Genomic DNA, 22,812 nt, shown 5'->3' with positions numbered 1-22,812 from the left:
GGCCAAACAGGATACGGGTCAGTAGGAAAACTGATTTTTATCATGCTTAGTTTACGAGGTTCGCCAGCTTTTGTTCATTCAGGATCGTGATAACCCCTTGTTTAATCTCCAGTAACTTTTCATCTCTGAAGTCACCCAGTGTCCTGATCATGGATTCGGTAGCTGTACCTGCGATAGTCGCCAGATTTTCTCTGGAGATGTCTATCGAGAATGGCTGATCCTTGGTTACATGGTATTTCTTTTTCAGGAAAAGGAGAGCTTCGGCCACTTTCTTACGCAGGGAGCTGTAAGCGATGTGGAGCAGTTGTTGTTCCTTTTCTGTGATGTTTTTGGCCAGCAGGCGTATAAATTGCTGGGCTACTTCCCTGTTATTGTTAATGAGTGTCTCAAAGTCTTCTCTGGGGATGGCGGTCAGTTCACAATCGTCCAGTGCTTCTGCATTTTCGTGATAGTTACTGCCTTCCAGGAGGGCTACATAGCCCAGGAAGTCGCCAGCGCTATAAAGGTTAGCTGCCAGTTCTTTACCGTCATTATTCACCTTGTAGGTTTTTACTCTTCCTTTCTGTATGTAATACAGGCTGGTAGGGCGGTTGCCTTCCTGGTAAATGAGTTGTTTCTTTTTGAACCGGTCGGTGTTACCTTCTTCCATGAGGGTCTGCAGTGTGTTCGTACCGGTTGCACTCGTCAATAGTTGTTGTAATCCTTCCATATCTGACGTAAGTTCCAGTTTCTTAACAGCGGCTTTTTTGAGCCTTCTCTCCACGGCATTCAGCAGGTCGGTGCCACTGAATGGCTTTGTGATATAATCGTCCGCACCCATTTCCATGCCTTTACGGAAATCTCCACGTTCACTTTTGGCGGTAAGAAAAATAAAGGGGGTATCCTGTACGTCGGGGTTCTTTTGCAGCAGGTGCAGTACCCCATATCCGTCTAATACGGGCATCATGATATCACATACCACCAGGTCCGGTTGGTGTTCCAGAGCCAGTTCTACGCCGGTTTTGCCGTTTTCGGCGGTAATTACTTTGTAGTTGGCAAGCTCAAGGATCTCGGCGGTGTTCTCGCGAATATCGTCGTTGTCTTCTATGAGTAAGATAGTTTTCATCATTTGAGCGTTTTAGTTAAGATTGCAGAAAGGTCACTGTAAAGGTAGTACCTTTATTTAACTCACTCTTACATGTGATCTTTCCGTTCATCAATTCTGCGTATTTACTTACAATGTGCAGCCCTAATCCCGTCCCCTGTATATTGCTGACATTGGTGCCCCTGAAAAACCGCTCAAACAAATGCTGTTGGTCCTCTTCGGAGATACCTATACCGGAATCGCTTACTTCGAGTTTGATAATATGTCCTTTCTGAAGTGTGCTGACGCGGATCACCCCATATTTTCCGGAGAATTTGATCGCGTTGCCCAGTAAATTGAGCAGGATATGTTTAATCAGCGAAGGATCCAGTTTTACTTTGGAAGGGCCTTTGTGTTCATATTCGATTTTCTGGCCTTCCTGCACAAGATCCTGCATTTCCTGGATAATGGCAGTGGTGTGTAGCTGCATATCGAAGGTGTTGCTTCTGACTGTTACACCTCCTTCTTCAATTTTTCCGACAGACAGGAAATCATTCAATACTTCGGTGAGCAGGGTCACGGAAGAGATGATTCGTTGTATATGTTTACTTCTTTTAGGTTGGTCTTCTGTATTTATATATTGGTTTACGAGGAAAGCAGAGGAAAGAATGGTGCTCAGCGGCGTCCTGAACTCATGGGAGGCCATGGAAACGAAGCGGCTTTTCAGTTCACTCAGTTCTTTTTCCTTGTTCAGCGCTATCATCACTTCCTGTTTGGAAAGTTCCAGTTGTTCCAGGGCCTGTGTGAGTTGCTGGGTACGCTCAGCGATCTTCTGTTCCAGCTCGTTATGCATTTTTTCAAGCTTTTCTTCCGCCTTTTTCCTTTCAGTGATATTATTGATATAGGAGATGACGAAAGAGCCTTCTGCATGTTGGTATTGACTGAGGCTGACCTCAACGGAGAATTCAGAGCCATCTTTTTTGAGTGCAAAAAGATCCATGCCGATACCCATAGGGCGGCTTTGGGGCTGGCTACTGAAACCGTCGCGAAATTCTTCGTGTTTGGACCGGAAGCGCATAGGCAGTAGGCGCTCGATGGTCTCGCCAATGAGCTCTTCTCTTTGATAACCAAATTGTTCCAGTGCGAAGTCGTTTATTAGCACGATCTCGCCCTTCCGGTTGGTGACCAGTATGCCAATGCTGGCAAAATTGAACAGGGCTTCAAAGCGCTGTAGTTCTTTATCGTATTCCTTTTTATACAGGTTGTTACCGTAGAGCATAGTTACAAGATCAGCCTAACAGCTGTAAAATTCCGCTACGGTGGGGTGAATGCATATGATCAGTGTCAGTAGTTCCGGTGATTATCATCATCGGCCATAGGGGGCAAGCCATTTGGCCGCCAGCGATGGCCAGGTTTCGCCTGCCACGTTGCCTTTGCGAAGGCCGTATCCATGACCGCCTTTTGCGAGAAAGTGCAGTTCTACCGGCACTTTTGCATCCCGGAGAGCGCCTGCCATGACCAGGGCACTGTTGCCATAAGGATCATCTGCAGTGGCGAAGAGGAACATAGGAGGGGTGTTGGCGTTTACTTTCAGCTCAGGGGTAAGGGAACGGTTTTCTCCCTTGTCAAGGTAAGCAGGGTAGATCAGGACACTGAAGGCCGGTTTGGCAGATTGATTGTCTGCCGCATCTGCTTTTTTGTAACTGTCTGCATCATAAAGGGTACTGATACGGGCACTTAGGCTACCGCCGGCGGAGAAGCCCAGTATACCTACTTTGTCAGCGTTGATCTTATATTCCGCTGCCCTGCTTTTTACGAGGCGGATGGCACGTTGTGCATCCTGTAAGGCGCCTTGTTCTTTGTCAGGTACACGGTATTGGAGTACGAAGGCAGTGAAACCAAGGGTATTGAGCCATTTGGCGATTTCATAACCCTCGTGGTTGATAGCGAGTATTTTATAACCACCACCGGGACACACGATAACTGCTGCACCATTGGGTTTGGCAGGGCGGAATACCTGGAGGGTAGGGTCGGTCACGTCGGTGAGACGGACTACATTGTTGGATGTGTCGGGAGTGGCTTTAGCGGGGTGTTTCGGAGCAGTTTCTCCGGGAACATCGCCTGGCCATATATGAATAATGTCTTTATCCTGGGCAATTGCATGCATACTAATAGCTAATACTATGACGAGTAGTCTGATAGTTTTCATAAGTGGAAAAGTATGGAATAAAAGTAAGTATTCTGAGATAGAAAAAAAATGTTTTAGGTCATACTTTGATCTTGTACCGGATTTCAAAATAATAAAAAACTTATCTTCGTCAGACTCAAAATAACCAAAATACTGTATCTATGAAAACATTGTTGTCCCGCATGGTAGGGGTGATCCTATTCACCTGCTATTTGCTACCCATTCATTCTCAATCCTTATCATCCGTTATTGACAGCACAGAGTGGAACACGTTTTTCCCTCACCGCTTCAATCCTGACGATCGCACCGGCGCTGGTACATTGCCCACGACTGCTGCTAAGGATTTTTATTCCTACGCTAATTTTGCCAAAGCTGTGACATGGATGAGCAATATAAAGATTATTGTAGAGCGGCGTTGTGCTACTAATCTGTATCGCCTGACCCGCGTGGACAAAACTACCGGATCTTCTATTGTGATCCGTACGGTAGATGGGTTTAATAGCTCTACTAACAATATCATCACCACCACAGTGGATTATGGCACCTTTGCGAATGAAGGTGACCTGACGGTGCGGAGGCGGGAGCTGATGGCGTTCCTGGCGAACATTTCGCAGGAAACCACTGGTGGCTGGGCGACAGCACCGGGTGGTCAATATGCCTGGGGATTGTATTTCAGGGAGGAAGTAGGGTATGAGGGTACCACGAATATTGGTTACAGAGATGAAACCAATACAGAATATCCGCCTGCTGCAGGCAAGTCTTATCATGGTCGTGGCCCGATCCAGCTGAGTTATAATTATAACTATGGTCAGGCGAGTGAGTTTATCTTCGGTGATAAGAATGTATTGCTGGCCAATCCGGAGAAGGTGATTGAAGATGGGGCGATTGCATTTGAAACCGCGATCTGGTTCTGGATGGCGGAACAATATCCAAAGCCTTGTTGTCATGATGTGATGATTCCCGGCAAGTGGGTACCGACAGCTACGCAGACTGCTGCAGGGATCAAGGCAGGTTTTGGCGCGACGGTGAATATTATTAATGGCGGTGTAGAATGTGGCGGTGGTACGGAGAAAGCGCAGGTAGTAGGCCGCATTGGTCATTATACCCGCTATACCGGTTTGAAAGGCGTGAGCCTGGAGCTGGATGGTGGCAATAATGCCAGTAATTGTGGTTGTGCGAATATGAGCCAGTTTGTGATTGATAATATGGAGTGCAGCCAGATCGTATCGCTTACATTTACTGCTCCTGCAAATGGTATACTGGATGTGACCAGTCTTTCTCCGGTTACATTATCAGTGGCTAAGAATGATCCTAATAATGAGGTGACGGCAGTATATATTAAGATAGATGGTCAGCGGTTGAGTGGAACGAGTGTATCCTGGACACCCTCTGCATATAAGTCTTATACCGCTACAGCGGTGGCGTTGCGGAATGGCAAGGATTCTGTGGTGACGACTACGACATTTGCGGTATGGAATAGCCAGACATTTGCAGGTTGTGCATATTTGCCGGCCTGGGATGCGACGAAGAATTATACGACAGCAGGAAATATCGTGCTGTATAATTCTATCGTGTATAGAAATCAGTGGTGGGCAGGTAGTGCAGACGTTCCGGGTGGTAATGATACGTGGGCTGTGGTAGGAACATGTTCTGGTAATGGCGGGAATGGTGGTGGAAATGGACAAAGTTGTGGTAGTATTCCGGGTTGGACACAGGGAGGTATATATGTAGCCGGTAATCAGGTGGCGTATGGAGGAAAGATATACCAGGCGAAGTGGTGGACACAGGGTAATCAGCCTGATTTGAATGTAGGAGATGGTTTGCCATGGACGTATGTGGGAGTGTGTAGTGCTTCAGCGGTGTCAGTGTCAGGGTCTGGGTCTGCATCTGGGTCTGCAAAGGCAGGCGTTGCTTCAGCAACTGATAAACCTGTTGTAGTAGCTTCCGGTAACACACTTGTAACTACAACGGCATTGACGGTTTATCCAAATCCTGTTAGTGGTAATACTTTAACATTGAATATTAATATTGCTACTAATGAGCAGTTGGAAGTATCCTTATTAGATGTACAATCAGGTAATCCTGTATTGCAGAAATTGATTACAAGTGGTGCGGTACAGCTGGATATCAGTACAGTGCCTGCGGGTATATGGGTCCTGAAAGTGAATGGAAAAGCTGGCTTAATTGGCAGTGCAAAAATAATCAGGATCCGGTAATTAGTCTTGAACCGCTCATCCAAAAGATCAATTGAAGGCCCCGTGTCAGCAGCCTACGTCGCAAGCGTATGAAATTTGCGAAGCAAATTTCATACGCTTGCGTAACTAAATGGCCTCTTTATGCGTTTAAATAAAATGCGAACCATTTACTTACTTCTGACCGTAGCGCTGCTCAGTAGCTGTAGCAAGAAAATCACTCCTGAAAAAGAAGGAGAATGTACCAAATATGCCATCGTATTCATATCTCGTATCGAACACGTCAACGACAGCATCAAAGTATATTTCAATGTCAATAACGGCTGTGGGCAGTTTAACAAATTTATAGAAAAGGACTCTGCCGGTGCCCATATCGTAACCGTACAGGCTGTCTACAAAGGCTGCTTCTGTACCATGGATATTCCGGAGCGTTCTGCCAGCTACAAATTCAAACCTACCAAATCCGGCACCTCCTTCCTGACATTCAGAGGAGTAAACGGTGATGATATTACGGAAACTATCGATGTAAAATAAAAAGAGGCTGGTTGCATAAACCAGCCTCTTTCATCTTATCCCGCTGCTTTCACTTTTTTTAAATGTACGCTTGGCGGCACCCCAAACTGGGTCTTAAAACACTTACTGAAATAAAACGGATCATTCATCCCCACTTTATAGGCCACCTCCGCCACCGTATATTCTCCTGTATTCAACAACTCTGCCGCCTTTTTCACTCTCACTAACCTGATGTATTCATTTGGCGAATACCCTGTCAGTCCTTTTACTTTTTTGTAAAATAAGGTCCTGCCCATTTTCATGGAGAGTGCAAAATCATCTACAGAGAACTGCGCATTATCCAGGTTCTTTTCAATGATCACATTGATCTTATCTAAGAATTGCTGATCTGCTTCATTTTCTGAAATATGTACGGCAAAGAAACCCGGATCATTCGCAAAGCGCTTCCTGATCTTTTCCCGTTGTTCTATAATCCTGATAATAGTCGTCAGTAAGAACCGTGTGCTGAAAGGCTTGGTGATATAAGCATCCGCACCTGCATTAATACCCTGTAACTGGTGCTCCCCACTGGACAATGCTGTGAGTAATACTACTGGTATATGACAGGTCTGGAATTCACTTCTTATCTTATGTGTGATATCTAATCCACTCATCTCAGGGAGCATTACATCGCAAACAATGAGGTCCGGAGATTGTGCAATGGCTTGTTCTAATCCTTCCCTGCCATTTGCCGCTGTATCAATATGGAAATAACGACCTAATGTCGTTGCCAGGTACGCAGCAATATCGGCATTGTCTTCAATGATCAATACATTGTACCTGGAACAGGGTTGTGGTATTGCTGAGGTGTCTGTATCATCCATAAAAGGAATCACAGGTTCTTTAGATACTACCTGTAGGGCAATTTCATCTGCCTGGTACGCCTGTTTGTGAATGGGAAGGTTTATTTTGAATGTCACACCCGCATCTGCATTATTCTCAAAACTAATCTCTCCTTTGTGCAGGGTGACCAGTTCTTTGGTCAGTGACAAACCTAAGCCGGTGCCAGTGGGAGAGAAGGTCAATTGTGTGAACCGCTGGAATACAAGATGTTGTTTCTCTTCGGAAATAGCAATGCCGTTGTCGATCACTTTGATGGATAGGTCATTGCTGACCGTTACGTCCAGATTGATCCTCCCGCCTGTAGGTGTGAACTTATGTGCATTGGAGAGTAAGTTATACAGCATTTTATCCAGCTTACCCTGGTCCACCCAGGCCATACAGGCATCTACATTGGCCTGAAAGTTTAAGGTAATTTGCTTTTGCGCAGCGAGGTCCGTAAATCCATTACAGATGTCCTGTATAAACCGGATCACTTCTGTTTCCTGTACCTGCAGCTGTAATTTATTATGCTGTATTTTCCTGAAATCCAGTAACTGATCTGCAAGGCGCATGAGGTGTGCTACCTGTCTCTGCATGATATGCAGGTGCTTGCCTGATGGCTTGCCCGGAAGCAATTGTTCCATCGCACTCACGATGAGTGATAACGGTGTTCTGAACTCATGTGAGATATCTGTAAAGAAATTGAGTTTGTATTCAGTCAGCTCCTTTTCTAATGTCACCGCATGTTGTAAGCGGTGGATACGTTTGTTCACAGTACGCACCCCCATGATGAGACAAATGATGAATCCAAGGTACCCGATGATGGCAATATTCGAACGCCAGAAAGGGGGCAGTACGATGAGTTGTATACGTGCTACCTGCCTACTCCATGTACCATCATCATTCGTACCCCTTACTTTGAATGTATATTTTCCTGGAGGAAGATTACGATAAGTAGCCACATTATAACTGGAAGGTGCATTCCATTCATCTTCATAATTCTCTAAGATATAGGTGTACTTATTCTGCTGCGGATTTCTGAATGCCAGAGAGGCAAATGAAATGCTGAATACTTTCTGTCCGGGTTCTAAAGTGATCGCTTTGGCTGTACTGATAGATTCTTCTAAAGGCACAGGATTGCCTGCCACACTGAGTCCTGTCAGGAATACAGGGGCATCGCTATTGCCGTTTTTCAATTGCTCAGGAAAGAAGCTGTAAAAGCCATTCATGCTACCCCATAGCAACTGCCCGTTTCCTCTTTTAAAACAGGCACCTTCAGAAAATAAATTGCCCAGTGCATTATTGGCAAAATAAAATACTTCGAAGGTGCTCTTCTCAGGATTGAACCGGGTCAGGCCGTTTTCGGTACTCACCCATAGATTTCCCTGTGCATCTTCGAGCATACTATTTACAACATCATGAGAAAGTCCCTGTTCGGTGGTATAATTAATAAACTTCCTTTTGTTTCGTACAAACTGGCTGAAACCACCGCCGGTAGTACCTATCCAGATCCTACCAGTATGATCTTCGCAAAGGCTTTTGATTTCATTACTCCCTAGTCCTGCCTGGTAGGTGGTCACTTTATTTTGACCCGACAGTAAATAGTCAGGATTAAATACGAGTATACCATTGTTTGTACCTGCCCATATCTGGTTTTGTTGATCCTGCATTAAGCAACGAATGTAAACGGGGTTTACCCCATCATGAAAGAAACTCTTCCAATCCAGTGAATTGCCACCATTGTAAGTAGCGAGGTATAAACCACTCCCAAAGGTACCTACCCACATTCGCTGCTGGCGGTCCTGCATGATGGTGTACACGAGCCGGTTGTCACCTGTGGGCAACAGAAAATGTCTTGCCTTATGTTGTAGTGAATCACGATGTACAATGTACACGCCATCGCCTTTGGTACCTATCCAGAGGTATCCCCGGGCGTCTTCTGTGATACAATAGATATTAGCGCATTGTCCGGGTAGCAGGTGTTCTAAAGAACGTGTCTTTTCGAGGTGATCATTATACAGATACAACGCACCATTGCGGGTACTTACCCATATGCGGTGATAGCTGTCTTCGAAGATGGTCTTTACCCCATTGGCAGTATACCTTTCAGGTGTCTGTGTCTCCGGGAAAATATGGGTGACATGCAGGGATTGCGGGGTTAGTTTTTGCAGACCGGTATGTTCCGCGCCTACCCATATCAAACCGGAACGATCAGCGATTACGCTGAGCAGGTAATTTGTACTTAACCCATTGGGATTGTCAGGATCGTATACAAAGCGCTGTACCTGCCTGTTGAGTTTATCAAAGCAATACAGACCGCCTCCATAGGTGGTGATCCATACCTTGCCTTTGTGATCTGCTGCGAAGACAAACCTGCAATCGTCTATGACCTTCATGACATTGGCAGGAATGAGGGAAATGCGCTGGCTGAATTCCTGTTCAGGATCGAAGTACCAGACATTGCCGGAATGGTTATTGACCCAGATGCCATGGTCCTGGTCAGTTTCTATATCGATATGACCGGGTATTTCTTCCCCAAAGAGTTTTGTTATAGCACTCAGTTGGTTTGATTTTAAATCTACTATTTGCAGGCCATGCTGCTGGGTACCTAATAAGATCCTGTTATTGGCTAAAATAGCAGCATCTGTCAATGTCACGCCGGCAGGGAGGAAAGCTAAATCATTTTTCAGGGATTGTTTTGTAGACAGGTTATATATTATTATCCCCTGTTTTTTAATAAAATACAACTGTTGGTCCTTCGCTATTGCTTTAATAAAGTTCCCTTCACAGATCTTTATAGCATTGCCCCGGGCATCCAGTTTGTATAAATTCTTATCCGTACCTATCCATTGTTCATGTTGCGGGTCTTCAAATACAAAGTGTACAGCTCCCAGTGCGTATCTTTTGCCATTGTGCAGGCATCCGTTATTTTTACTATATAGCCATACTCCCTGTGAGGCTTCGTACAGATGATCATAGGTCAGGTCTGCGCTGCCAGGTATTACATTGACAAAACTCTCCTTTTGGGGGTCAAAACAATGATAATGTCCCTCGGTTGTCTTGACCCAGATAATCCCTGATTGATCTTCATACAATGACCGGATCCGATTGTCACTAATAGGCAGGGGTACACCCTGGTTCGTGCGGTATACGGTAAATTTCCTGCCATCATACCGGTTCAACCCATTCAGTGTCCCTACCCAGATAAACCCTTTTTTGTCCTGGAGCAGGCATCGCACGGTATTCTGGGACAACCCGTCATGAGTGGTTAATTGTTCCAGCCTGATATTGCCGGACGGATCTGTATAGGGATGTGTCGGGCCGGCCGACGAAAAGGATAGCCCGGTTAACGACGGCCATAGAAAGCCGCATAAAATGAGGAAGTATTGTTGCAGTCGCATAACGTTTTTCTTTGCCGGCCTTGGTGGAAATCGCCGGATGGAATTTATAAAGCGTGAAATCAGTTCGTATGAGCAATATAAAAAAATAACCCCTACTCATTATCCTATAGTGTCTTAGCAACACTTTTTCGCACATTTTTCCATCCTTTTGTCAATTTATCCATGCCACTGACCACATATTTACAGGGTTTACTACAATTATCCATTGCACAATATTGATATAGGAGATAGATTTGAGGGTATGATCAGGTCTATAGTTACGATTATTTGTTTGTATGTGATAATGCCGGCCCGGGCACAGCAATTTACCCGGCAACAGAATGCATTTCAAATCCACACCGCTACGCAATCCTTTCAGCTGGAATTTTGTACATCTTCCATGTTCAGGGTCAGCTATGGGGCGCCCTTCAAAGAGCCGTTGATGGTGAACAGGTACGATTGGGATAGTGTGGATGTATGGGTCAAAAGCGAGGGGCCCAGGTTGGAACTCAGCACTGCCAGTCTTCGGCTCATCATCAGTGCTGCCGGCCACCTGGAAGTCTATTCCTCCAATGGTCAGCTCATTTCTTCCGAAAAAAGCGCCGATTCCCTTGGGGTGAAAAAGGTGCTTCAATCCGATGAGCACTTCTTTGGCTTTGGAGAGCGAATGGACTTCCTTGATCAGCGCGGAAAGAAAGTGCAAATGGAGGTAGGCAGGGGAAAAGAGAAGCCACATATCGTGGGAGCTTACAATGTACTGCAGGCGAATTATAGCCCGGTACCTTTCTTCATGAGTACGAAAGGATACGGCATTTTCCTCCATACCACCTATAATTCCACCTGGGATATGGGGAATACGGAATCAGATGCATATAGTTTTTCAGCAGCTCAGGGGCCGCTGGAATATTATTTTATATATGGACCTCAGTTTACGGGAATACTGGATCTGTATACCCAGTTGACCGGCAAGTCGCCCTTACTGCCACAATTTGCCCTCGGTTTGCATGTGGGCACTTATAGTGGAGGTACATGGGGGCATGAGGAACTGACTTCTGCAGCGTATGTGATTGAACTGGCCCGCCGGTTTAGGAAAATGGGTATTCCTGTAGATATTCTCTTCCTGGATTCTACATGGAGACAGTTTGGCAAGAACGGGGGCAAGGGGGCTACTTCTTTTGAATGGAGAGAGACATTCCATAACCCGAAGGCAATGTTCGACACCCTGTATAGTTTGCATTATAACATGGTGGGGCTGCACATTCGTCCAAGAATAGACAATGGCACCCGGTTTAAGTTGTTAGACACGGCCAGAGATCTGCATTATACCTATCCGGAGGCCAATAACCCCGGGGAGTTTATCAACTACTTTGATACTGCTGCTGTGAGCTGGTGGTGGAACCATGCAGCGATGAAAGTGGCGGCTGTAGGAGCACGGTTCTTCAAGACAGATGAAGGTAGTGCCTTTGGTGCGCTGGCCAATGAAAGTGCGAAGACGGGGCCTGTTGGCCCTGAGGCACAGCGATTACATAATGTATTTCCGATAGCATATGCGAAGGCGGCGTACGAACAGTTTGGGGCTTACAACCAGCTGCGTGGTTTGAACCAGACCCGCGAAGGGTATGCAGGTATTCAGCGATTCCCTTTCATCTTTGCGGGTGACTGGCCCAGTCAATGGCAGTACTTTGGTCCTGTGATCAAAGCGGGGTTGAATATAGGTGTATCTGGTGTAGGTTACTGGGCGCATTGTATGGGTGGTTTTGAGCAACCTGCAGATCCTGAGTTGTATGTTCGCTGGGTGCAGTTTGGTATGCTGAGTCCTGTGGCCTTATTGTTCGGCATGGATCATCCTGGTTATAAAGAACCCTGGCGTTATGGTAAGGAGGCGACAGATATTTTTAAGCAATATGATGAACTGAGATATAGTTTGCTGCCTTACCTTTATAGCGCCAGCTATCATCAGTATAAAACAGGTACGCCCATTATGCAGGCCCTTGTACTGGCATACCAGGATGATGTGAATGTGTATAACATCACAGATCAGTACCTCTTAGGAGAAAATATCATGGTATGTCCGGTTACGGAAAAAGGCGCTGCGACCCGTGTTGTTTACCTGCCCAAAGGCGAATGGATCGACTACTGGACTGGCAAACATTACGATGGTAAAAGTTACCTGAATGCCATATGTCCGCTTGACAAAGTACCTATCTTCATCAAAGCAGGCAGTATTATCCCGAAACAACAGGTTGTTCAGTACGTAGGCCAGCGTGTGATAGACAATGTAATACTGGAAATTTACCCGGGCATAGGTAGTACTGACCTATATACCGATGATGGTAAAAGCCTGCAATACCAGCAGGGTATTTATTCCATTACCCACATAGATCAGCGGACAGAGAATGGCGGTTGCCGCATACACATCAGTGCACCTGAAGGAAAATACCACGCTCCCACCAAAACCTTTACCCTCAGGGTACATGTAGAGAAAGCTCCTGCCAATGGCAAGGGGCAATACGATGCTACTAATCAGGTATATACGATTGAAGGCATCGATGCTACCAAAGAAAATACGATACTCATCAACTGATATGAAACAAACAGGATTGATAGCACTGCTGCTTGGCTGTATGCTGTCTGTAAAAGCACAAACGATCTCCCTGAAGGGAGAATGGCAGTTCACCACCGACTCTGCCGGACAATGGAGCACCGTGAAATTGCCGGGTTCTATGCTGGAAAATAATAAAGGAGAGGAGGTGTCGGTGAATACAAGGTGGACGGGGAGTATCTATGATAGCTCCTGGTACTTCAATCCTGAAATGGCGAAATACCGGGTGCCGGGGAATATTAAGTTTCCATTCTGGCTCACACCGGCAAAGACGTATGTAGGGCCGGCATGGTATAAGAAGGTGGTGGATATTCCGGCAGACTACGCGGATCGCAGAATTACATTTACGATGGAAAGGCCACACTGGGAAACAGTGGTGTATGTAGATGGACAGCGGGCCGGGATGCAGAATAGTATGAGTGCACCGCATGTGTATGATCTGTCCGGGTTATTAAGTCCGGGGAGGCATACGATATTAGTGCGGATTGATAATAGGATTAAGGAGATTAATGTAGGGCCGGATTCACATAGTCTGACGGATCATACGCAGGGGAATTGGAATGGTACGATCGGGAAGTTGGAGTTGAATGCGGGGGGAATGATGTGGATGGAAGATGTGCAGGTGTATCCGGATGTGAAGGGGCGAATTGCCAGATTGAAATTGTTGGTCGGCAAAAAGGGTCATTCGAATGTGGTTGGTAAGTTTTTAATTACGGCAAATTGTGAAAATATTAAAGCCCCTTTAAAGGAAGTTCCTTTTCAATTGAATAAAGATACCACTGCTATTGAGATTGATTACCCAATGGGCAATGATGTATTGTTGTGGGATGAGTTCCATCCTGATTTGTATGAGCTAAAGATTCAGATGATACCAGCCGAAGGGGAGGCCAGTACTAAAAAGATCACCTTTGGTATGCGGGAATTCAAAATTGCTGATACCCGGTTTTTCATAAACGGTAAACCTGTATTTCTGCGTGGTACAGTAGACAATGCCGTCTTCCCTTTAACAGGCTATCCACCTATGGATGAAGCAAGTTGGATACGCATCTTTCAGAAAGCAAAATCATACGGCCTCAATCACATGCGCTTCCATTCCTGGTGCCCACCGGAAGCCGCTTTCAGTGCAGCAGACAAAGTTGGTTTTTACCTGCAGCCGGAAGGCCCCAGCTGGGCGAACCATGGTACATCTTTAGGAGATGGCTTACCTGTAGATCAATATATTTATGATGAGACGAACCGCATTGCAAAAGCATATGGTAACTACGCCTCTTTTTGTATGCTGGCATATGGCAATGAACCCAAAGGTGGTCATCAGGTAGATTACCTCACACAGTTTATTGCTTATTGGAAAGAGAAGGATAACAGACGGGTATATACAGGCGCTTCTGTAGGCAATAGCTGGCCATTGGTGCCGGATAATGAGTACATGGTGAAAGCCGGCGCCCGTGGTCTACGTTGGTCTACGTTGCCGGGTAGTGATTTTGATTACTATGATCGTATCAAAGATTTTCATGTACCTTATGTGAGTCATGAAATGGGTCAGTGGTGTGTATATCCCGACTTTACTGAAATACCTAAATATACAGGTGTATACAAAGCAAAGAACTTTGAGATATTCCGTGATCAGCTCATAGCGCATCATATGGGTGCGCAGGCACATGATTTCTTTATGGCTTCCGGAAAATTGCAGGTATTATGTTATAAAGCAGAAATAGAGGCAGCTCTACGTACACCGGGTTTAGCGGGTATTCAGTTATTATCCATCAATGATTATCCGGGACAGGGCACTGCATTGGTAGGTGTATTGGATCCGTTCTGGAATGATAAGCCTTATATCAGTGACAAAGAATGGCGGCACTTTTGTAGTCCGACAGTACTGCTGGCGAGGATAAAGAAATTTGTATACACCAGTAACGATACTTTGCATGCAGCTATATCTGTGACGAACTTTGGAGAGAAATCTTTATCGGCGATGCACCCTCTCTGGAAGGTAAAAGACAAAACCGGTAAGATATTGCAACAAGGTACATTCCCGGTCACAGATATTCCATTGGGTGATAATATCCCTTTAGGTGACTTACACCTGCCTTTAAAATTTACAGGTAATATCAATGTGGAAATTAGTCTCGATGGTACGGATATCAGCAACAGCTGGCAGCTGTGGGTATATGCGCCAACTTTGGATATTTCTGAAAAAGGTATTTATGTATGCGATACATTGGATGCCGCTGCACAAAAGGTATTGCAGGATGGTGGGAAGGTACTGTTGCTGGCAGCAGGAAAGGTACAACAAGGAAAAGAAGTCGTACAGAGTTTTACCCCTGTATTCTGGAATACCTCCTGGTTTAAGATGCGTCCGCCACATACATTAGGCATCTTATGTAATCCTACACATCCTGTATTTGCAGATTTTCCTACAGACTATTATAGCAACTATCAATGGTGGGAGCTGGTGAATAATACACAGGTCATGGAGCTGTCCAACTTCCCTGCTACTTTGACACCATTGGTACAAAATATAGATACCTGGTTCCTGAACAGACGATTAGGAATGATCGTGGAAGCGAAAGTAGGGAAGGGAAGATTGATCATCAGTAGTATTGATCTGAATAAAGAAGGAATAGTCACCCGCCAGTTGAAGTATAGTTTATTGAAGTATATGCAGTCTGCCAACTTCAAACCAGCTGTAGATGTGAAGCTGCCTGTGATACAGGAATTGTTCAGACCGGGTGCATCAAAGAAAGTAAACCTGTATACGAAGGATAGTCCGGATGAATTGAAGCCGACTGCTTTACGGTTACCTACAGTAGTAGGCGATCATATGGTATTACAACAAAATGCGGATGTAAACATCTGGGGATGGGGTATAGCTGGTGAGAAGGTGACGATCCGGAATAACTGGGATAATAAAACCATTGCGACCACAGTGGGTAAAGATGGCCGCTGGCAGGCGGTGCTGCCTACTGCCAAAGCAGGTGGGCCGTATACACTGGCGATAAATAATATCCGCTTATCTGATATTTATTTGGGTGAAGTGTGGTTGTGTTCCGGACAATCAAATATGGATATGACAGTAGCACGCGAAGATCGCTACTGGTGTGGCGTGTACAATGAAGCAGCAGAAGTTGCGTCAGCTAATTACCCATTGATCCGTGTTTTTGATACCGACTTTACACCAACTGATACCATTCAAACGGATGTAAAAGGCAAGTGGGAAATTTGTTCACCAGCTACAGTAGGTCACTTCTCTGCCGCCGCGTATTTCTTTGCAAGGCATCTGCAACAGCAGTTGCAGGTACCAATAGGTTTGCTCACCACTGCTTATGGTGGCAGTACGGCGGAAGCATGGGTAAGTAGAAAAGAATTAGCCGCTCATAACTTCCAGTCTTTATTGGATGCGTATGCGCAGAAAAAGGCTGTGTATGATACCAGCTTTACAGCGCGTGCAAAATATAAAACGGCGATGGAACGCTGGGTGGCAGATGCGGCTATCGCAAAGGTGGAGCATAAAGATCCTCCCCGGAATCCAAAAGATCCTAATCCTGAGCACGATCAGCATAGTCCTGCTGTATTGTACAATGGGATGGTCGCACCGTTGATCCCTTTTACCATTAAAGGGGCTATCTGGTATCAGGGAGAGTCTAATGCCAACAATCCAAACATATACCGCTCTTTGATGGAGACATTGGTAGCCAGTTGGAGAGCTGAGTGGCATCAGGGAGATTTTCCTTTCTATTATGTGCAGTTAGCGAACTATGGTAAACCAGATTCATTGCCGGTGAGAGAAAATGGAACGGTGTTGATCAGACAGGCACAGCTGGAAAATTTAAGCATTCCAAATAGTGGGATGGCAGTGGCGATAGATAATGCGAATCCTGAAGATCCGGGGAATATACATCCAAAGAATAAGCAGGAGATAGGGTTGCGGTTAGGGTTAATTGCTGATGCAAATGTGTATCATAAAGAGGTCGCCTATAGTGGTCCGGTATTTTCAAAAATGGAAGTGCAAGGCAAACAGATCAGGTTATATTTTGAACATACAGATGGAGGATTGATGGCAAAAGGTGATACATTGAAAGGGTTTGCGATAGCAGGTGCAGATCAGCATTTTGTATTTGCAAATGCACGTATAGATGGGAATACGGTGATCGTATCAGCACCAGAAATAACAAAACCTACCATTGTAAGATATGGATGGGCCGGCAATCCGTCAGTAAATTTATATAACAAGGCAGGCCTACCAGCTAGTCCATTCAAAACAGATTAATACAGCGTCTGGCCTTTTAGCCGGCCGCAGGCCAACGCCGCCACGCCGTCCGCAAAAAAATAGCTTCCGCCGAAGGCGGAAGCTATTTTTTTGCCAACAGATAACAGATTTTCCATCAAATAGTACAATCCTCCATTGTTCTCCCTTCCTTGCAACTCTATTTTTACCCAATGGAATCGCATTACCAACAACAACGGCTCGCGCGTCTTAAACGTTTAGAAAAACTATTGCTCATTCTTATCATATCGGCTACCGCACTGGTAGCATGGCTATTCTTTTTCAATTAGTATCAACCAACGAAAGCGTTATGAAACAAATTTTATTATTGGCAGCTTTGCTCCTCCTCGGGCAATGCCTCCATGCGGCATTCGCCCCGGTCACAGGACAAATCGTGGACGATGCCGATCAGACACCATTAATTGGTGTGAGTGTAAAGGTGAAAAACACCAATAAAGGGACTACCACCAATGCGCAGGGACAATTCACACTCGACGTACCAGACAATATCGTACTCGTCATCTCTTACGTCGGCTATGAACCGAAAGAAGTTACTGTGAGTGGTCCACACCTCACCATTCGTTTATCAAAAGCAAACAAAGGATTGAATGAAGTCGTCGTAATTGGTTACGGCAGCGTGGCTAAAAAGAACCTGGTAGGCGCCGTCGCTTCCATCGGTGAAACCCAGATCAAAGACCGGCCTATCACCCGCATCGATCAGGCACTCGCCGCTCAGATGCCCGGCGTACAGGTACAATCCATCACAGGTACACCCGGTGCTGCGCTACAGATCAGGGTAAGAGGCGCCGCCTCCGTATCCGGCAGCAATGATCCGTTGTACATTGTAGATGGGGTACCCGTTGATGACTTAGGCGATATCGATCCTGCTACCATACAATCTGTAGATGTGCTCAAAGATGCATCGGCTGCTGCGATATACGGTGCCAGAGGTTCTAACGGTGTAGTGCTCATCACTACCAAAAGAGGTCAGACTGGTAAACCCATCATCGCTTTCTCCGCCACCTATGCCAGACAGGAACCTGAAAAGTTAGTCGCCATGATGTCGCCCACAGAATGGATCCAATTCAAAAAAGACATTATCGACTCTTCCTGGGTAGCTCTTGGCAGAACAAAAGGAAAGAGCTATACGGCCAGTGATAACATGGATTTTCGTGCCTCCGAATTAGGGGGCACCGTTGCGAACACCCATGATCTGGCCAGCACCACCTATATGTATGATCCTTACTGGGCGTACGGTACAGATAGTCTCGATTACGTGAACTGGCAGGATGAATTTTTCCGGCCGGCCTGGATGCAGAAGTACAACCTCTCTGCCTCAGGAGGTAATGAAAATGTAACGTACCTCTTATCAGGCGAATACATGGATCAGGATGGGATGGCTGTGAACACCGGTTACAAACGCTACACCTTCCGTTCCAACATGGAAATTAAGGTAAGCGAACGCGTGAAAGTCGGACTGCAATTATCACCTTCCATTTCATGGACAACTGGTGCAGGCATCGATGGCCGTAGTGGTATTGGTCCATCTGTAGCTGGTACGGCTCCCATACAGGAGAAGGGCGTCGGTGTACACTCCGGTGCGATCACCTCGGATGCTTATCGCTGGGTAGCAGACCAGATCAGCCCTGTAGAAGTGATGGAAAAGACGATGAACAAAACAGAGCTGACGAAGTTGCTCTCACAAATGTATATCAATGCGGCATTAGCAAAAGGCCTTCGCCTGAACCTGACCGGTGCCTGGAACAGCAGTAGCAGTGATTACAAATATTACCAGCCTACCTCCGTGACTTCCGCCAGAAGAACTGCTACCGAAGGTTCTCAGAGTACGGCCACCCGCAAGACTGCCCGTACACAATACTACCTCTTCCAGGCATTGCTCACCTACGATAAGCAACTGGGCAAACACGGCTTTAACTTCATAGCCGGTGCAAGTACAGAAAACAACAACGCGGCGAATACGGCGCAAACCAACAAGGTATTTGCCAATGATAACCTGTACACCTTTGACCAGGGTTCCTCTACTGTGACTACATCCAGCACGACAGAATCAAAGCGCACACTCGCATCCTTCTTTGGTCGTGTCAATTACAACTTCAACAGCCGGTATTTATTATCAGTGAGCTTCCGGCAGGATGGTAGTTCCCGCTTTGGCGAAGACTCCCGCTGGGGCGCCTTCCCTGCCGCTTCTATCGGTTGGAGGATCAGTGATGAAAACTTTATGAGTGGCCTGCGACACATCTTTAGTGACCTCAAAATCCGCTACTCCTGGGGGATTGCCGGTAATGACAGGATAGGTGGGGATTATCCTTCCATCGGCCTGGTGACCAGCACCAACTACGTATTTGGAGAAACACAGGCACAAAGCACCGGTTTCTCAGTGACCAGTATCACCAATCCTAACCTTCGCTGGGAAAAGACGACCTCCAACGATATCGGCTTCGATGCGAGTATCCTGAATGACCGGTTCACCCTCTCTTTTGACTATTATGACAAGATCACCAGAGACCTGTTACTAAGCGTACCCGTGGCCCGTGCTACCGGCTTTACAAAAGAAAACTCCAATATCGGTTCTGTAAGGAACTGGGGGTATGAGATCAACCTGAACTCAAGGAACCTCCGTGGTAAAGACTTCAGCTGGGAAACGGCCCTCAACTTTTCCTGGAACAAAAACAAGGTGGTACAACTGAACAACGACAACACCCCTATCTACACCGGTTGGGAGAATACCGTTAAAATAGCCGTAGGAAGGCCATTATACACCTATGTGCTCTACGATGCTATAGGTGTATATCAAACGGAAGAACAGCTGAAAAACCTGCCTAAAAGAAGCAGTACGATCATTGGGGACCCTGTGTACAGAGACGTAAACAAAGACGGTACGATCAACGCCAATGATATGACAGAAGTGGGCCATCCTGATCCCAACTACACCTGGGGCATGACCAACCGCTTCAGTTACAAACGCTTTGACCTGTCTCTTTTATTACAGGGACAATGGGGCAACCAGATCTTCAGCATGTTTGGCCGTAATATCGACCGTCCGACCACCGGGCTGGGTAACTACAATGCAAAGCAGGTGTGGGTGAACCGATTCCGTAGCGTGAGTGAACCCGGCGATGGAAAGACACCCCGCATCGATGCATCCACCGCCAGTTTGTACGATACCCGCTGGCTCTACAAAGGTGCTTTTTACAAGATCAAAAACCTCACCGTCGGGTATACTTTCCGCCCGGGTTTTGTGAAAGGTATCCGTAATGCGCGGCTGTATTTCAGCGCAGATAACCTCTGGATGCATGACAACTACTCCGGTGGTTATTCTCCTGAAGCCTTTCAGTCCGACTATCTGAGTGACTGGTCCAGCTACCCGACCGCACGCACATACAGCATGGGTATTAATATCGGATTATAAAAAATAAGTTACATGAAATATATTATCGCAATCATTTGCATCACCATATTAGCGGCCTGTAATAAAGATTTCCTGGATACAGCGCCCATCTCCAATCAGAATGAAAGCAGTTTTTACAAAACGGAAAACGATATTGTGCAGGCTGTAAGCGGGGTGTACAACAAGCTGCTCGCTTTCCCTGACGTGAATAATTTATACCTGTCAGAGGTACGTTCCAACAACTACTATGTAGCCAGACAGGATGCTGCGAGGGATTACTTCAGCCTTTCTGCATTTGAAATCACATCTGCCTTAGGTACTTTGCAAACTGCCTGGACGAATGATTATGAAATGATAGAAAGAGCGAACCAGGTATTGGACAAGATAGATAATATCTCCTTCGCAGATACCACCAAACGTAGCAGGATGAAAGGAGAATGTAAATTTCTCCGTGCGCTCGCTTATTTTGAACTGGTAAAAACCTTTGGTGCAGTGCCTTTGATCGAAACAACGGTTTCTTCAGCAGAAGCGCTCAACTATCCCCGTGTAGGTGCAGATACGATCTACAACTTCATTGTCAGCGAACTCACAACAGCTGCTACTTTATTACCCATCAGCTATAGTGGCACAGATAAAGGCCGTGCTACAAAGCTGGCTGCTTTAGGTTTATTAGGCAGGGCATACCTATTCATGGCAGGGTATCCGTTTTACAAAACAGAAAACTATACCAACGCGGTCAATGTGCTCAAACAGGTGCTGGATGCAGAGAATAGCGGCTGGACCTTTGCCTCCACGTATGCAGAGATCTTCAAAACAGCCAGTGATAATAAATACTATCTTTTCGAAGTACAATACCTGTCAGGAGGAAAAGGCTTAGGCAATCCTGTACCGGGCGAAGTGATTCCGCTGGACATGGATACAAAGATCACTCCTTACGGCAGCTACTACATGCAGGGCTTCCCTTCCGATGATCTGATCAGTAGTTTTGAAGCAGGGGATAAGCGGGAATTTGTGATCCTGGATACGATATACAGAAACAAATCTGGTGTACTAACGAAGCGGAACTATTTCAAAAAATACCTCGACTCCTCTGCCGCCGCTTCTATTCTCAGTAGCGCTGACTGGGGCATCAACTTCCCCATCTTAAGACCGGAAGATGTAATGCTCATGTATGCCGAGGCAGTGAATGAAACAAGTGGTCCTACAGCAGAAGCACTGAATCTGGTGAACAGGATCAGAGCAAGAGCGGGACTTGCAGGTATCTCCGGTGTATCTCAATCTGAATTCAGGCTAATATTAGAAACTGAAAGAAGACATGAACTGGCGTGGGAAGGGTTGTATTGGGGAGACTTAGTACGAACAGGAAGATGTTTGGAAGTAATGAATCCATGGTTACAAACAAACTATTCAAAAACGATAGATGTGACACAGGAATTATATCCAATTCCTCAATCTGAAATGCAAATAAAACCGGGCCTGTATTACCAGAATCCCGGTTATGAATAAACACAAATAAGGGGCTGGTTAAATAACCAGCCCCTGTATATCACCCTTAATAATTATATCCTTTTCTTTTGAATAACCAGATATTTCTCCATCCATCTCCCTGTTGCACCAGCGTCAGTTCATTCTCATTCAGCTTCACAATCGTATACGTCGTTTTCGCACCCAAACTAATATCACTACCCGTTATCTTTACTGTTTGCGCCGTGGTATCCAGATCAAAGATGGCCTTGGTTTTCGTGCCATTATGATTAAAAGTAAAGTTCTTCGCACCATCCAGGTCAAAAGTCATTTCATCAGCAGCTACGCCCTGTGACACGAGGTAACTCTCTCCATTCGTCCACCATGCTGGTGTAGTCGCATCGCCCGGGCCATTCCCATAGCAATACAAAGTCGGTACATCTACCGCCCATACCCATGTCTTACCTTCTGCACCATTCGCCAGCAGGTTCCACAATGCACTACTGAAATATTCCGGGTCGTTCTCTGATACGGTGATCTTTGTAGAATCGCCTACAGGGCCGCCATGGGTATAGATAGTATACTTGATCCAATAATCACCTGCAAAAGGTAAATTGATGGTATCCTGCATTTTCCTGGAGAACCCACCGGTATATTGCCAGAAAGGAATATACCCGCCACTGGTTTCACTACTCAGATAGATAATATTATCGTGCCCGTCTTTCTGTGTAATAGAATATTTCAGGCCTGACTGTGCTATGGTCGGAGACCCCATGCTCTCCTCATCTTCTTTGGTACAGGCAGTAAAAGCACAAGCCAGTACCAGGAGTGACAGTATAATATAGTTTTTCATTTTTAACAGTTTTGTGGAATTAT

General features: G+C 45.9%; 11 protein-coding genes. 6 read left to right on the top strand and 5 right to left on the bottom strand.

Annotated elements, in window-relative coordinates; all coding sequences use genetic code 11:
- Positions 1-46 precede the first annotated feature (46 nt).
- The 3 genes from BW716_RS06860 to BW716_RS06850 form a co-directional block, all read right to left on the bottom strand.
- Complete coding sequence (locus BW716_RS06860) at positions 47-1,108, bottom strand: response regulator (RefSeq protein WP_306460909.1); 1,062 nt, start codon at positions 1,106-1,108, stop codon at positions 47-49.
- A 13-nt stretch (positions 1,109-1,121) separates the two neighbouring features.
- The gene (locus tag BW716_RS06855; protein ID WP_083721787.1) at positions 1,122-2,342 is read right to left on the bottom strand and encodes a PAS domain-containing sensor histidine kinase; all 1,221 of its coding nucleotides are present in this window, start codon (positions 2,340-2,342) and stop codon (positions 1,122-1,124) included.
- A gap of 87 nt (positions 2,343-2,429) precedes the next feature.
- Positions 2,430-3,272, bottom strand: coding sequence for an alpha/beta hydrolase (locus BW716_RS06850; RefSeq protein WP_083721786.1), 843 nt, complete (start codon positions 3,270-3,272; stop codon positions 2,430-2,432).
- Positions 3,273-3,412: 140 nt separating this feature from the next.
- Here BW716_RS06850 and BW716_RS06845 point away from each other — a divergent pair, with 140 nt between their 5' ends.
- Together BW716_RS06845 and BW716_RS06840 are read left to right on the top strand one after the other, a co-directional pair.
- Positions 3,413-5,467, top strand: a complete 2,055-nt coding sequence (locus BW716_RS06845; protein ID WP_143708764.1) for a glycoside hydrolase family 19 protein — start codon at positions 3,413-3,415, stop codon at positions 5,465-5,467.
- A 120-nt stretch (positions 5,468-5,587) separates the two neighbouring features.
- Positions 5,588-5,977 carry a hypothetical protein gene (locus tag BW716_RS06840; RefSeq protein ID WP_143708763.1) on the top strand — a complete coding sequence of 130 codons (390 nt, stop codon included), beginning with the start codon at positions 5,588-5,590 and terminating at the stop codon, positions 5,975-5,977.
- Between the two features lie 35 nt (positions 5,978-6,012).
- On the opposite strand, the gene BW716_RS06835 is transcribed toward BW716_RS06840, so the two are convergent.
- The gene (locus BW716_RS06835; protein WP_083721783.1) at positions 6,013-10,218 is read right to left on the bottom strand and encodes a two-component regulator propeller domain-containing protein; all 4,206 of its coding nucleotides are present in this window, start codon (positions 10,216-10,218) and stop codon (positions 6,013-6,015) included.
- Between the two features lie 241 nt (positions 10,219-10,459).
- On the opposite strand from BW716_RS06835, the gene BW716_RS06830 reads away from it, so the two are divergent.
- The 4 genes from BW716_RS06830 to BW716_RS06810 all read left to right on the top strand — a co-directional run bounded on the left by BW716_RS06830 (position 10,460) and on the right by BW716_RS06810 (position 21,978).
- Positions 10,460-12,781, top strand: a complete 2,322-nt coding sequence (locus BW716_RS06830; RefSeq protein WP_083721782.1) for a TIM-barrel domain-containing protein — start codon at positions 10,460-10,462, stop codon at positions 12,779-12,781.
- A 1-nt stretch (position 12,782) separates the two neighbouring features.
- Positions 12,783-17,066 (top strand): sialate O-acetylesterase, encoded by a 4,284-nt coding sequence (locus BW716_RS06825; protein WP_083721781.1) that lies wholly within the window; start codon positions 12,783-12,785, stop codon positions 17,064-17,066.
- A 307-nt stretch (positions 17,067-17,373) separates the two neighbouring features.
- The gene (locus tag BW716_RS06815; protein ID WP_179091019.1) at positions 17,374-20,493 is read left to right on the top strand and encodes a TonB-dependent receptor; all 3,120 of its coding nucleotides are present in this window, start codon (positions 17,374-17,376) and stop codon (positions 20,491-20,493) included.
- A 12-nt stretch (positions 20,494-20,505) separates the two neighbouring features.
- Complete coding sequence (locus BW716_RS06810; protein ID WP_083721778.1) at positions 20,506-21,978, top strand: RagB/SusD family nutrient uptake outer membrane protein; 1,473 nt, start codon at positions 20,506-20,508, stop codon at positions 21,976-21,978.
- Between the two features lie 46 nt (positions 21,979-22,024).
- Here the strand turns inward: BW716_RS06810 and BW716_RS06805 are convergent, their stop codons facing one another.
- Positions 22,025-22,789 carry a hypothetical protein gene (locus BW716_RS06805; protein ID WP_083721777.1) on the bottom strand — a complete coding sequence of 255 codons (765 nt, stop codon included), beginning with the start codon at positions 22,787-22,789 and terminating at the stop codon, positions 22,025-22,027.
- Between the last annotated feature and the right edge of the window lie 23 nt (positions 22,790-22,812).

The sequence above is a fragment of the [Flexibacter] sp. ATCC 35208 genome, from assembly GCF_001975825.1.
GTDB lineage: Bacteria > Bacteroidota > Bacteroidia > Chitinophagales > Chitinophagaceae > Chitinophaga.
This window is presented reverse-complemented; position numbering and strand designations above follow the sequence as displayed.